Here is a 13588-nt window from a genome sequence, read left to right as displayed (position 1 = left end):
CTCAGCCTGGCCCTGCGCCGGGCGGGGCCAAGGGCGAAGAGGAGGTGCGCCGAGAGATTTGGAGGAGTGCCGGTCTCTGTGCGGCCCATCGCAGAAGTGGCACGCACCCCGCGCACCCGGCCGGTGGCGGTCAGGGCTTGGGTGCCGATGCCGCGGCGGCGGGCGTGGCCGTGTTGGGCGGGCTGCTGGCCGTGCCCGGTGGCGAATGCGCACCTGCGGCCTCCAGGGGCTTGGCCTCTGGCGGCGTGTAGGCGAACGGGCCGGGGTCAGCGCACGAGGCGCCGGTGGCCACCGCAGGCTTGGCTTCCGGCGTGGTCTTGCGGTAGTGGGCCGCCACCTTGTCCTGCGACAGGCACAGCTTGTAGTTGTCGACCTTGCCGGCCCAGGCGGCCTTGGCAGCGGCTTCTGCAGCCTTGGCGGCGGCCTCGGGCGACGGTGGGGGCAGCTTGGCCACGGCCAGGCTGCACGCACCAGCGGCACACAAAGCCAGCGCCAGGGTACGGAGGGGGTGTGGAGTCTTCATGGTGGGGTGTGCCTCACATGTCATGCCTGGACGGGCTTGCCTGCGGCGGCGGCCGCCTCGACAGGTCCGTCCACGGCGCTGCGCTGGCGCGGGATCTTGCCGGCCTCGATGTCGTCATACCAGAGCTCGTGGTGCTCCCTGGCCCAGGTGTCGTCCACATAGCCGGTCTTCATGGCCTTGTAGGCGCCCTGCATGCCGATGGTGCCCATGTAGATGTGGCCCATGAACATCATCATCATCACCACCGTGGCCACGGCATGCACCATGTGCGCGATCTGCATGGTGCCACGCTCGTAGATGAGCCCGGGGATCAGCTTGTCCAGCACCAGGCCCGAGGCCACCACGATCACGCCCAGGCCCAGCACGCCGGCCCAGAACACGATCTTCTCGCCCGCGTTGAAGCGGTGCGAAGGCACCTCTTGCCCCGAGAGCATGCCGCCGCCCTTGGCGATCCAGGTGATGTCCTCGCGGCGCGGCAGGTTGTCCTTGAGGAACGTGAAGAACACGATGACCAGCGACACCGCGAACAGCGGGCCGGCGAAGTTGTGGATGTTCTTGAGTGCATACGCCAGCCAGCCAAACAGCGTGGCCCCCATGATGGGCAGCAGGAAGAACTTGCCGAACGCCATCACGATGCCCGACACCGCCAGGGCGACGAAGGCAATCGCGTTGGCCCAGTGGGCCGAACGCTCGAACGGGGTGAAGCGCTCGATCTTGCGGCCGGTCTCGGCGCCGTGCAGCTTGATCGCGCCCTTGCCCCAGTAGAACAGCGCAATCGCACCGGCCACGATGAGCAGCAGCGAGCCGCCGTACGGGATGATCCACTGGTTGCGCACCTGCCGCCAGGCCTCGCCGGCGTTGGTCACGCGCGAGCCGGGGTACTGCACGAAGGGCTGGATCAGGTTGCCGGCCTCGGGCGCCTGGCTCTTGGGCAGGCTGCTGGTGCCCGTTACGCCCTGCCCCACCTGGCGCCACATGGGCGCGTTGTTGCCGGGCTGCACCTTGGCGCGTTCGCCGTTGGTCTGCTCCAGGTATTTGGGGTCGGCGCTCGCGTCCGGCTTGACCTCGAAGATGTTCTGGCTCTGGATGCCGCCCGCGGCCGGGGCCGCGGTGGCAGGCGCAGAGGCTGCATCGCCAGCGACCGGGGCCTGCGCCAGTGCTGGGCCGCAGGCCACCCCGACCACCAACGCCAATGACCACAGGATGTGTTGCATGGCCGGCCTCACTTCGCGGTGATGCGCGTGTACTCGTTCTGGCCGTACTGCTGGCGCGTCTTCAGTTGCGCCTCCCAGCTCGCCTTGTCACCGGCCGTCCAGCCCGGCTGCGTGAAGGCGCTGCCGGTGCCGGCGTAGGGTGTGGCATCGCTGCGGATGCCCGCGCCGGTCTGCGGCTTCTCGCCGCACGCGGTCAGGGCCGCCAGGGCCAGGGCTGCGGAGGCGACCAGCAAGGTGCGGTGCATCGTGGTCATGACTTGCCCCCTGCCGGCTGGCCGGCCTGCTGCGAGCCGTAGGCCGTGCCCCAGCCCCACACTTCGGCGCCCTTGCCGCGCTGCACCACGCGGTTGCGGAAGATGTCCGCCACCACGTCGCCATCGCCAGCCAGCAGGGCCTTGGTGGAGCACATTTCGGCGCAGGCGGGCAGCTTGCCCTCGGCCAGGCGGTTGCGGCCGTACTTGTCGAACTCGGCCTGGCTGCCATGCTCTTCAGGGCCACCTGCGCAGAAGGTGCACTTGTCCATCTTGCCGCGCACGCCGAAGGTGCCGGTGGACGGGAACTGCGGTGCGCCAAAGGGGCAGGCATAGCTGCAGTAGCCGCAGCCGATGCACACGTCCTTGTCATGCAGCACCACGCCTTCGTCCGTGCGGTAGAAGCAGTTGACGGGGCACACGGCCATGCAGGGCGCATCGCTGCAGTGCATGCAGGCCACCGAGATGGATTTCTCGCCGGGCACGCCGTCATTGAGCGTGACCACGCGGCGGCGGTTCACGCCCCACGGCACCTCGTGCTCGTTCTTGCAGGCCGTGACGCAGCCGTTGCATTCGATGCAGCGCTCTGAGTCGCAGATGAATTTCATTCGTGCCATGGGTAGGTCTCCTTGCGCGGCGCGATCAGGCGCGTTCCACGTTGCAGATCGTGGTCTTGGTTTCTTGCATCATGGTCACGCTGTCGTAGCCATAGGTGGTGGCGGTGTTCACCGCTTCGCCGCGCACGATGGGCGCTGCGCCCTTGGGGTAGTACGCCAGCATGTCCGTGCCTTGCCAGCGCCCCGAGAAGTGGAACGGCATCCACACCGTGTCGGGTGCCACGCGCTCGGTGACCAGCGCCTGCACGTTCAGGCGTGCGCCGGTGGGCGAGCTCAGCCACACGCGCTCGCCGTTGCGGATGCCGCGGTCGGCCGCCGTCTTCGGGTTGATCTCGACGAACGACTCCTGCTGCAGCTCGGCCAGCCAGGGGTTGGAGCGGGTTTCCTCGCCGCCGCCTTCGTACTCGACCAGGCGGCCCGAGCTCAGAATGAGCGGGAACTTCTCGTGCACCTTGTCGGCGATGTTCTTGTCCTGCACGCTCTTGTACAGCGTGGGCATGCGCCAGAAGGCCTTCTTGTCGTCGTGCGTGGGGTACTTGGCCATCAGCTCGGGCTTGGTGCCGTACAGCGGCTCGCGGTGCTGCGGTATCGCATCCGGGAAGTTCCACACCACGGCACGCGCCTTGGCGTTGCCGAACGGGTGGCAGCCGTGCTTCATGGCCACGCGGATGATCGCGCCGGTGGGATCGGTCTTCCAGTTCTTGCCTTCGGCCTTGGCCTTTTCGGCGTCCGACAGGTCGTCCCACCAGCCGAGCTTCTTGAGCAGCACGTGGTCGAACTCGGGGTAGCCGGTGGTGATCTCGCTGCCCAGCGAGAACGATCCGTCCTCGGCCAGCAGGTTCACGCCGTCCTTTTCCACGCCGAAGTTGGCGCGGAAGTTGCCGCCGCCGTCCATCACGTGCTTGGAGGTGTCGTACAGGTTGGACGAGCCAGGGTGCTTGAGCTCGGGTGTGCCGTAGCAGGGCCAGGGCAGGCCGAAGTAGTCGCCGGTGAAGTCGTAGCCCGTGTCCTTGTCCTTGCCGCCCTTGGCCTTGAGGGTCTTCACGTCGAACAGGTGCATGTTCTTCATGTGGGCCTTCAGCCGCTCGGGGCTCTGGCCGGTGTAGCCGATGGTCCACACGCTCTTGTTGATCTCGCGCAGGATGTCCTCGGGCACGGGCTCGTCCATGCCCTTGACCTTCTGCATCTTGTAGTTCTTGGACAGCTCGGCGGCAAAGCCCAGCTTCTCGGCGAACTGGTGCATGATCATGTGGTCCGAGCGGCTCTCCCACAGGGGCTCGATGACCTTCTCGCGCCACTGCAGCGACCGGTTGGACGCGGTGCACGAGCCGCTGGTCTCGAACTGCGTGGCCGCGGGCAGCAGGTACACCGCGCGGTTCGGGTTCAAATCTTCGGCCTTGCCGGGCATGGCGGCCATGGCGGCGGTGGCCGAGGGGTACGGGTCCACCACCACCAGCAAATCCAGCTTGTCCATCGCGCGCTTCATTTCCAGACCGCGCGTCTGCGAGTTGGGCGCATGGCCCCAGAAGAACACGCCGCGCAGGTTGGAGTCCTGGTCGATGAGCTCGTTCTTCTCCAGCACGCCGTCGATCCAGCGCGACACGGTGATGCCGCTCTTGGTCATCATCGCGGGCGATGCGTACTTGGCCTTGATCCACTCGTAGTCCACGCCCCACACGGCCGCGAAGTGCTTCCAGGAGCCTTCGGCCAGGCCGTAGTAGCCGGGCAGCGAATCGGGGTTGGGGCCCACGTCGGTGGCGCCCTGCACGTTGTCATGGCCGCGGAAGATGTTGGTGCCGCCGCCCGTCTTGCCCACGTTGCCCAGCGCCAGCTGCAGGATGCACGATGCCCGCACGATGGCGTTGCCGATAGTGTGCTGCGTCTGGCCCATGCACCACACCACGGTGCCGGGGCGGTGGGCGTTGAGCATGCTCGCCACCTTGAAGACCTGCGCCTCCTTCACGCCGCAGGCCTCTTCCACCTTGTCGGGCGTCCACTTGGCGAGGATCTCCTCGCGCACCTTGTCCATGCCGTAGACGCGGTCGTTGATGTACTGCTTGTCTTCCCAGCCGTTCTTGAAGATGTGGTACAGCAGGCCGAAGAGGAAGGGAATGTCGGTGCCGGAGCGGATGCGCACGTATTCGTCGGCCTTGGCCGCCGTGCGGGTGAAGCGCGGGTCCACCACGATCATCTTGCAGCCGGTTTCCTTGGCGTGCAGCATGTGCAGCATGCTCACCGGGTGGGCCTCTGCCGCGTTGGAGCCGATGTACATCGCGACCTTGCTGTTTTGCATGTCGTTGTACGAATTGGTCATGGCCCCATAACCCCAGGTGTTGGCCACGCCGGCCACCGTGGTGGAGTGGCAGATGCGCGCCTGGTGGTCGCAGTTGTTGGTGCCCCAGAAGCTCACGAACTTGCGCAGCAGGTACGCCTGCTCGTTGTTGTGCTTGGACGAGCCGACGAAGTACACGCTGTCAGGGCCGCTGGCCTTGCGCAGCTCCTGCATCTTGGCGGTGATCTCGTTGAGCGCCGTGTCCCAGCTGATGCGCTCGTACTTGCCGTTCACGAGCTTCATGGGGTAGCGCAGGCGGTACTCGCCGTGGCCGTGCTCGCGCAGCGCCGCACCCTTGGCACAGTGCGCGCCCAGGTTGATGGGCGAGTCGAACACCGGCTCCTGGCGCACCCACACGCCGTTCTCGACCACGGCATCGACCGCACAGCCCACCGAGCAGTGGGTGCACACGGTGCGGCGCACTTCGATCTTGCTGTCGCCCAGGCCCACCTTGGCGCCTTCGGCGGCGTGGGACTTCTTGACCAGCGTGAGCTGCGACGCGGCAATGCCGACGCCGACACCCAGGCCCGAGCGACGCAGGAACGAGCGCCGGTCCATGGTGGGCAGGGCCTGCGACAAACCGCGGCGCAGGCTGTGAACAAAAGGAGAGGCAGGCGCGGCGCCCGGCGCGGCGTGCGGCGACTTCTTGGTGAGCAACATGGGGCGCCCCGGTCAGAGTTGGGTGGTCTTGTAGTACTGCTTCACATGGGCGGACAGGTGGTACCCGCCGCCCTTCTCCGGCGCCACGCGGGGGGGCTCGGACACGGCCGCTTCGGGAGACGTCGCCAGCTGCGGAAGGGCCGCCACGGCAGCCGCTGCGGCGCCGACGGTGGCGGCGCCGGCAAAGAAGCTGCGGCGCGAAGGTGGGGTTTGGCTGTTCTGCATGCTTGTCTCCAGAATGGCTGCAGCTATGAAATGCTGTTCATACAGTCTATGTCACCAGGTGCAACACCGCAATCGCGGTGAATACCACCCACCAACTTACTCATCTTTTATAGCGCCCCGCGCAGATGGTGTCAGCGGCGGCGCCGGTTCAATCGAGCATGTCGAAGCCCTGCGCCTCCACGCTGACGAAGGCGCGGGTGAAATGTGCTGTTGCAGCATAGAACCGTGCTTGCGGATGCGCCGCCAGCGCATCGCACAGCGCCCCCACCCAGGGCTGCAGGTGCGTGGCAAAAAAGTCGCGCTGCGACGCCAGGTTGCACACCGCGACGTCGTCGCCGGCGATCAGGTAGCGCATGACCTCGCACAGGTAGGCGATGTGGTCTTCGGTCTCGGGCATGGCCGCCTCGTCACGCGCCAGGCCCAGGCGGGCCAGGTCGGTGCGCAGGCGGGCCAGGGGCTTCTCGTTCAAGAAGCCGCTCACGTAGTGCGATGCGTACAGGTAGACCTCGGGCTTGCCCACACCGCCGAACAGGCGGTCGAACTCCAGCGCAATGGCCGCATCGTCCAGCGCACGCGCCGCGCCCACCAGTTGCTGCCAGGGCTCTTGCAAAAAACCACCCGCGGCCGGTGCCTCGGTCACCGCCACGCGCAATGCCGACAGCAGCTCTGGGCCGGGCGCCGCGTAGTACAGCTGCGACAGCAGGCCATACAGCTCGGCGCGCGCGGTTTCTTCGTCCAGCGCTGAGCTGCCGGCAGGGGTCATTGAAGGTTGGGCGCTCACAGGTCCGTCACTTTCGCTTCGCTTTGGGAGGAATACAGGTCGATCACGCGGCAGTCGCTGCACATCTTCAGGCGCTCCAGCGCCTCGCCCTGGAACATGGGGTGGCCCGAGAGCTTGCCCAGCATGGCCTCGATGGCCTTGACCGTGCCAAACGGCTTGCTGCAGCGCACACAGGCCCAGGGCTTGGCCTCGTTGAGCACGCGCAGCTGCGCACGCTCGGGCGTGAGCAGAAGGCGCGGCTGCAGCGTGATCGCGTCTTCGGGGCAGGTGGTGGCGCACAGGCCGCACTGCACGCAGTTCTTCTCGATGAAGCGCAGTTGCGGCATCTGCGGGTTGTCCTGCAGGGCGCTGGCGGGGCAAGCGCTCACGCAGCTCAGGCACAGCGTGCAGCGGTCCTTGTCCACGTTGATGCTGCCCAGCGGCGAGCCCGCGGCCGGCAACGCAATGGCGTCGGGCCGCACCGCGGCCGGGGCTGGCGCGTATTCGATGAGATGGTCCAGCGCCATTTCCAGCGTGCTGCGCTTTTCCTGCGCCACCGCAAACCGTGCGGGCACGGCGGGCGTGGCCTGGCGGGTCTGCCCCAGCGCCTGCAGCGCGGCATCGAGCGCCGTGGGGTGCGTGGCCCGCACCAGTTGCAGGTGGCTGCCCGTGTAGCCCAGCCCGCGCAGGATGGCCTGCGCCACGTCCATCTGCGCCTGCAGGCCTTCCAGGTACTGCGGGGCCTCTTCATCGGTCACCAGCACCGCCACCTGCGATGCGCCGTAAGCCACGGCGCTCAGCCACAGGTCCACGCCCAGGCTGGCCGTGTGCCACACCGCCACGGGAATCACCCGCGCCGGCACGCCGTGCGCCACCTTGAGTTGCGCCGCGCGGCCCAATTCCTCCACCAGCGCCTGCCCGCGCTCCTGGCTGTGCAGCAGCAGCACGGCGTCCTTGCCACCGGCTGCGGCATAGGTGGACAGCAGCGTCTTGAGCTTCAGGCCCTGGTCCGTGGCGCTGGGGTAGGCATAGGTCAGCGCGCCCGTGGGGCACACCGTGGTGCAGGCACCGCAGCCCACGCACAGATGGGGGTTCACCTTGATTTGCTGGCGGCTCTTGTCGCTGGCAATGGCCTCGGCCGAGCAGATGTCCACGCAGGCATTGCAGCCCACGGTTTCATTGCGGCTGTGGGCGCACAGCTTTTGTTTGTAGGCAAAGAACTTGGGCTTCTCGAACTCACCCACCAACTCGCGCAGGCGCAGCAGCGTGGCGATGTCGCGGCCGTCCCAGCGAAAGTACCCCTGCGGCGGCGCGTGCTGCACAAAGGTGGGCGTGGCCGTGGCGGCGCGCAGGTCGAGCACCATGTCGAAGCGCTCGGTGTGCGGGGCCGCCTCGCGGCTGAAGTCGATGGCGCCCGCCACCTGGCAGACCTTCACGCAGGCGCGGTGCGACTGGCAGGCGGTCAGGTCGACTTGGTAGTCGAGGCCGATGGCATCTTCGGGGCATGCGGCCACGCAGGCATTGCAGCGGGTGCACAGGTCCAGGTCGATGGGGTTGTCGGCCGCCCATTGCAGATCGAACGCGCCCAGCCAGCCCGTGAGACCCGTGATGCGCCCGCCCAGTACCGGAAAACGCCGGGCCTGCGCGCCACCTGCGGTGCCTGGGCCCTGGGTGAACACCGTGACATCCAGCACGTCGGACACCATGGCCGCCGCACGCTCGGCCGCATCCAGCGGCCCGATGATCAAGAGGCGACCGGTGCTCTTGAAGGTGACCGTGGGCACCGGTGCGGGCTCGGGCAACTGCGCCGCCGCCAGCAGCGCCGCAATCTTGGGGGTGGCGCGGCCGGCATCGCGGCTCCAGCCGCCGGTCTCGCGGATGTTGACGAAGCGGATGGGCGAGATGGCGCCCTCGGTCTGCTGGCCCAGTTCGGCGAACAGGCGCTGCTCTTGCGTGCAGGCCACCACCACGTCCTGGCCGGTCTTGATGGCCTGCTGGAATGCCCCGGCTTCGCGCCGGCACAGCGTGGAGTGAAGGGTCAGGCCCTGGTCGTCATGCAGTGCCGCGCCCAACGCTTTCGCGTCGAGGGGCATCGTCTGGTTGCAGTCGCAGATGAGCGTCGTGGTCATGGTCGGGTTGGCTGGCTGGCGCGTCGGCTGCCCCGGTGGGGGACAGCGCGGGCGCGCCGGGCTCGCTGGAGGACTCGCTAGGAACAGCGGTGCATACCCCCGACTGTGCCACGCCCGCAGCCTCTTGCGCCTCCGCATCATCCCGATGCTGAGCGGGACCCGGGGGCTTTGCCGCCACGCCCTCCCCGTCCGCGGCCTGTGTTTCATGGTCGAAGAAGCCCATGGCATGGGCGCTGGCCATCTGGCGCAGCATGCCCTCGGGCAAGGGGTCGGGCTGCGTGTAGTCGCCGACGTAGATGTCGAGGCCGTCCATCACGTTGAAGTGCGGGTCGGCAAACAGCTTCTTCATCGCCAGGTTGCGCACCTCGGGCGAGACCGCGCGCTGCACGAAGGGCTTGAAGTCGGACTCGGGCGTGAGCGCCTGCGCATCGGCCAGCGTGGGCGCGGGGGGCTGCTGCGGGGTCGCTGGTTCGGTCGGTGCCTGGGGTACGCCAGCCGGTGCCTTCGCGCCAGGCTCGGCCTGCGCCGCAGCCGGCGGCGGCGCCTGCGGTGCGGGCTCCTCCACGGGCTTGCCCGCCGCCACATCCTGCTTGCGGCGCGACCAGCGCGTGAGGAAGCCGTCAGCCACCGTGACCCCCACCGCCCCGGCGCTTGTCGGTGGACACGGAGGCAGGGTTGCCGAAGCGGTCGGTCAGCGGCTGGAAGCTGTCGGGCCTGCGTCGGCGCTTGGGCTCGGGCACGTAGTGCTCGTCCACGAAGGCCTGCAGCGCCTGCAGCACGGCGGGCGGTGCGGGCACCTGCTCGACCGCCTCCTGCGCATCGAGCCAGCGGCCGGCGTCGTGGTAGCTCAGGCTCACCGCCACCGGGCGTGCCAGCCGGCCTTCCTCGGCGCCGCTTTCGTCCATGCGCCACAGCACGAACCAGCACGGTGCCGGGCTGGTAAGGTTCAGGTGGTAGCCCTCGCCGTCGTCCTTGAAAAGTTCGACGGCAAAGCCCGGGAACAGCCAGCGGGTTTCGCCGGCATCCTCGCGCAGCAGGCGCGGCACATCGCCAAAGGCCGCTTCGCCGGGCACCACGTCGTCCAGCGTCCAGCGCCAGGGCTGCCAGCGGTTGTCCAGGCGCTCACGGCGCATGATGACGGCGACTTCGAGGGTGAGGCGCAAAGACATGGCCCGACTGTACTGCCAGCCCGCAGACACGGCGAGCAATGCCCCTGCGTTTCAGCCCCCGGGGGAGGCGTGCGCGGCCTGCGCTCCCGGTGCATACAGCACCGCGCGCGGCGCGCGGCACAGCCCCCACAGGCGCAGCCCGGCCAGCTCGGCCACCTGCACGCCGGTCGCGGTGGGGGCCGAGATGGTGGCCAGCGCCGCCAGTCCCACGCGCGCGCACTTGCGCACCAGTTCGTGGCTGCCCCGGCTGCTGAGCACCACGAAGCCCGGCTCCGCAAGCCGCCCGCTGCGCGCCATCCAGCCGATGAGCTTGTCCAGCGCATTGTGCCGGCCCACGTCTTCGCAGACACGGGCCAGCTGCCCGTCCAGCGTGGCCCAGCCGGCAGCATGCAGCGAGCCTGAATGCGCGTTGTGCGGCTGCTGCGCCTTCAACCCGGCAAAGGCCGTGAGTACCGTGTGCAGATCCACGCGCTCCACCCAGTCGCGGGCGGGCAGCCGCGCGGGCTCCAGGTCCAGGGCGGCAAAGCTTTCCACGCCGCAGACGCCGCAGCCCGTGCGCCCTGCCATGCTGCGGCGCCGCTGCTTGAGGCGCTCGAAACTGCGCGCAGATATCTCCATGTGCACCTCGACCCCTGGCACGCCCGCCGGCAGGTGCGCGGCGCTCTGGTCGGCCAGGCGCAGCGCGGTGCTGCGGCCGTCGTGCGCGTGGTCGAGGATGCCTTCGCTGAGCGCAAAGCCCAGTGCGAAGTCGTCGAGCTGCTCGGGCGTGGCCATCATGACCGCGTGCGATACGCCGTTGAACACCAGCGCCACCGGAATCTCCTCGGCCAGCGTGTCCAGACGCAGCGTGCCTTCGCCGGGCGCACCCGCCTCGCCATACACCCGCACCGGGCGCGAGGCCAGGGCATGCAGGCCCCGGGCCAGGGCCTCCTCGTCGGCGTCCTCTTCGTTGTTCTCGCCGTGCACCGCAAGCCCCTGCATCGCCTGTCCGTTCATGGCGCATCTCCAGCCGCCGCCAGCTCACGGGCCACGGCCCGGCCCTCGTCGGTCAGGAAGGCCACCCAGCGCTCGCCGACCCGGTCCACGCGCACCCACCCGGGGCCGCGCTGCCCGCCCACGGGCGCATCGCTCATGAGGCTCAGCTCGCGCAGCAGCACGCTCGCGCCCTGGCCCAGGCGCTTGCCCAGGCGGGGCAGCGACATGCCCGAGGGTGCGTCGGCACCGCCGTGCGAATCCTCCTGCAGCGCCCGCAGGATGGAGGCTGCCAGGGTATCGTGTGCGGCCGTCATGGCAGGGCCGGCGCGCTCATGGGGCAACGGCCTGCGCACCGGCCTCGTCCACCGCCACGGCACCACCGGCGGGCTTGTGCGGCACCAGCAGCACGGGGATGGACTTGGAGGTGGGCGTGCCCGCCGCGTCCGCCACTGCGGACAGCGGGACCAGGGGGTTGGTCTCGGGGTAGTAGGCCGCGAGGTTGCCGCGCGGGATGTCGTAGGCCACCAGCTTGAAGCGGTCGGCCCGGCGCTCCTGCCCGTCGCTCCACACGGTCTGGATGTCGACCCAGTCGCCGTCCTGCATGCCCAGCGCGCGGATGTCCTTGTCGTTGATGAACACCACGCGGCGCTGGCCGTAGACGCCGCGGTAGCGGTCGTCCATGCCGTAGATGGTGGTGTTGTACTGGTCGTGCGAGCGCGTGGTCAGCAGCGTGAAGACCACCGCATCCTTGTAGCGTTCGCGCGCGATGTGCGTGGGCGTATCGCGCGGCACGGCATGGGCATGGAAGCTGGCCTTGCCCGAGGCCGTGGCCCACACGCGCTCGCTGGCCGTGTTGCGCAGGCGGAACCCGCCGGGCACGGCCACGCGCTGGTTGAAGTCCTTGAAGTCGGGGAACACCTTCTCGATCTGGTCGCGGATGCGTGCATAGTCCTCCACCAGCCACAGCCAGGGCACGTTGCTGCGCGCGCCCAGCGTGGCGGCGGCAAGCCGCGCGACGATGGCCGGCTCTGACAGCAGGTGCTCGGACGCGGGCGGGTTGATGCCCACCGAGATGTGCACCATGCTCATCGAGTCTTCCACCGTCACGCCCTGCGGGCCGGTGGCCTGCATGTCGATCTCGGTGCGGCCCAGGCAGGGCAGGATCAGCGCCTCCTTGCCATGCACGATGTGGCTGCGGTTGAGCTTGGTGGTCACGTGCACCGTGAGGTCGCAGCGCTGCAGGGCCTTCCAGGTCTCGTAGGTGTCCGGCGTGGCGGATGCGAAGTTGCCGCCCAGGGCGAAGAACACCTTGCCCTTGCCGTCCAGCATGTGGCGGATGGCCTCCACCGTGTCCACGCCGTTTTCGCGTGGCGGCTCGAAGCCGAACACGTCGCGCAGCTTGTCGAGCAAGGCGGCCGGGGGCTTTTCCCAGATGCCCATGGTGCGGTCGCCCTGCACGTTGCTGTGGCCGCGCACCGGGCACGGGCCCGCGCCCTCGCGGCCGATGTTGCCGCGCATCATGAGCAGGCTGACGATGGCCTGGATGGTGGCCACCGCGTACTTGTGCTGCGTGATGCCCATGCCCCAGCAGGCGATCACGCTCTTGGCGCCGATGTAGATGTCGGCCGCGGAGCGCATCTGCGCCTCGGTCAGGCCCGACTCCTGCTCCAGCAGTTCCCAGGATTCGGTGCGCAGGTCGTCCGCCATGGCTGCAAAGCCGGTGGTGTGCTCGGCGATGAAGGCGTGGTCGAGCACGCCGCCGCGTGCGTCCTCCTGCTCCAGCACATGCTTCATCATGCCCTTGACCGCCGGCAGGTCGCCGCCCACGCGCAGCTGGAAGTAGTGGGTGCTGATGGGCGTGGAGCCCATCGTGGCCATCTCCAGCTTGTCCTGAGGGTCGGCAAAGCGCTCCAGCCCGCGCTCGCGCAGGGGGTTGAAGCTCACGATGCGCGCGCCGCGCTTGTGCGCCTCGCGCAGCTCGCCGAGCATGCGCGGGTGGTTGGTGCCGGGGTTCTGGCCGAAGATGAAGATCGCGTCGGCGCACTCGAAGTCGTGCAGGGTCACCGTGCCCTTGCCCACGCCGATCTGCGGGCGCATGCCGCTGCCGCTGGGCTCGTGGCACATGTTCGAGCAGTCGGGAAAGTTGTTGGTGCCGAACTGGCGCACGAACAGCTGGTACAGGAAGGCGGCCTCGTTGCTGGCCCGGCCCGAGGTATAGAAGATGGCCTGGTTGGGGTCGGGCAGCGCGTTCAGGTGGCGCGCGATCAGCGCGAAGGCATCGTCCCACGCGATGGGGCGGTACTGGTCGCTGGGCGCGTGGTAGGCCATGGGCTGCGTGAGCCGGCCCTGGTCTTCGAGCCAGAAATCGCTCTGCTCGGCCAGCTCGGCCACGGTGTACTGGGCGAACAGGCCGGGTCCGGCGCGGCGGGCGGTGGCCTCGGCCGCGACGGCCTTGACGCCGTTCTCGCAGAACTCGAAGGTGGACGCATGGTTGCGGTCGGGCCAGGCGCAGCCCGGGCAGTCGAAGCCGTCGGGCTGGTTGGCCGAGAGCAGCGTCTTGGCGCCCTTCAAGGGAATGTCCTGGCGCAGCAGCGCGTTCTTGACGCTGTTGAGCGCGCCCCATCCGCCGGCGGGGCCTTTGTAGAACTCGATTTTTTCTTGCTTCATCATGGTCTCCTGGACGGTGCGCCACGGCTTGGACTGTGCCACGCCCGCGGCGTTCCCGGCCCCTGC

The 13588-nt window shown here is 68.7% G+C and carries 13 protein-coding genes; all 13 read right to left on the bottom strand.

The window, feature by feature from the left end; translation table 11 throughout:
• Positions 1 to 130 precede the first annotated feature (130 nt).
• Positions 131 to 523, bottom strand: coding sequence for a hypothetical protein (locus ASG27_RS13930; RefSeq protein ID WP_156370758.1), 393 nt, complete (start codon positions 521 to 523; stop codon positions 131 to 133).
• A gap of 20 nt (positions 524 to 543) precedes the next feature.
• Positions 544 to 1737, bottom strand: a complete 1194-nt coding sequence (locus ASG27_RS13925; protein WP_056418165.1) for a formate dehydrogenase subunit gamma — start codon at positions 1735 to 1737, stop codon at positions 544 to 546.
• An 8-nt stretch (positions 1738 to 1745) separates the two neighbouring features.
• Positions 1746 to 1991 (bottom strand): hypothetical protein, encoded by a 246-nt coding sequence (locus ASG27_RS13920; RefSeq protein ID WP_056418161.1) that lies wholly within the window; start codon positions 1989 to 1991, stop codon positions 1746 to 1748.
• On the bottom strand, positions 1988 to 2605 hold the full coding sequence (gene fdh3B / locus ASG27_RS13915; protein ID WP_056161698.1) for a formate dehydrogenase FDH3 subunit beta: 618 nt from the start codon (positions 2603 to 2605) through the stop codon (positions 1988 to 1990). Before fdh3B ends, ASG27_RS13920 begins: the two co-directional genes overlap by 4 nt.
• A 25-nt stretch (positions 2606 to 2630) precedes the next feature.
• Entirely contained in the window at positions 2631 to 5597 is a 2967-nt protein-coding gene (locus ASG27_RS13910) for a formate dehydrogenase subunit alpha (protein ID WP_056418158.1), read from the bottom strand.
• Positions 5598 to 5609: 12 nt separating this feature from the next.
• Positions 5610 to 5822, bottom strand: a complete 213-nt coding sequence (locus tag ASG27_RS13905) for a formate dehydrogenase (protein ID WP_056418155.1) — start codon at positions 5820 to 5822, stop codon at positions 5610 to 5612.
• A 148-nt stretch (positions 5823 to 5970) separates the two neighbouring features.
• Complete coding sequence (locus ASG27_RS13900; protein WP_056418152.1) at positions 5971 to 6585, bottom strand: TorD/DmsD family molecular chaperone; 615 nt, start codon at positions 6583 to 6585, stop codon at positions 5971 to 5973.
• A 14-nt stretch (positions 6586 to 6599) separates the two neighbouring features.
• Positions 6600 to 8675: a 4Fe-4S binding protein gene (locus ASG27_RS13895; protein WP_056418149.1), complete on the bottom strand. Its 2076-nt coding sequence runs from the start codon at positions 8673 to 8675 to the stop codon at positions 6600 to 6602.
• Positions 8635 to 9339 (bottom strand): DUF3306 domain-containing protein, encoded by a 705-nt coding sequence (locus tag ASG27_RS13890; protein ID WP_056418386.1) that lies wholly within the window; start codon positions 9337 to 9339, stop codon positions 8635 to 8637. Before ASG27_RS13890 ends, ASG27_RS13895 begins: the two co-directional genes overlap by 41 nt.
• Positions 9332 to 9880, bottom strand: coding sequence for a DUF3305 domain-containing protein (locus ASG27_RS13885; protein WP_056418146.1), 549 nt, complete (start codon positions 9878 to 9880; stop codon positions 9332 to 9334). Before ASG27_RS13885 ends, ASG27_RS13890 begins: the two co-directional genes overlap by 8 nt.
• A 51-nt stretch (positions 9881 to 9931) precedes the next feature.
• Positions 9932 to 10861, bottom strand: a complete 930-nt coding sequence (gene fdhD / locus ASG27_RS13880) for a formate dehydrogenase accessory sulfurtransferase FdhD (RefSeq protein WP_056418142.1) — start codon at positions 10859 to 10861, stop codon at positions 9932 to 9934.
• An 11-nt stretch (positions 10862 to 10872) separates the two neighbouring features.
• Positions 10873 to 11169, bottom strand: a complete 297-nt coding sequence (locus ASG27_RS13875) for a hypothetical protein (RefSeq protein ID WP_056418140.1) — start codon at positions 11167 to 11169, stop codon at positions 10873 to 10875.
• 16 nt (positions 11170 to 11185) lie between these two features.
• Positions 11186 to 13522 (bottom strand): FdhF/YdeP family oxidoreductase, encoded by a 2337-nt coding sequence (locus ASG27_RS13870; protein ID WP_056418382.1) that lies wholly within the window; start codon positions 13520 to 13522, stop codon positions 11186 to 11188.
• Positions 13523 to 13588 lie beyond the last annotated feature (66 nt).

The sequence above is a fragment of the Acidovorax sp. Leaf191 genome (assembly GCF_001424425.1).
Classification (GTDB): Bacteria; Pseudomonadota; Gammaproteobacteria; order Burkholderiales; family Burkholderiaceae_C; genus Acidovorax.
Note: the sequence above shows the minus strand (reverse complement) of the source record. Positions and strands in the feature narration are given on the sequence as shown.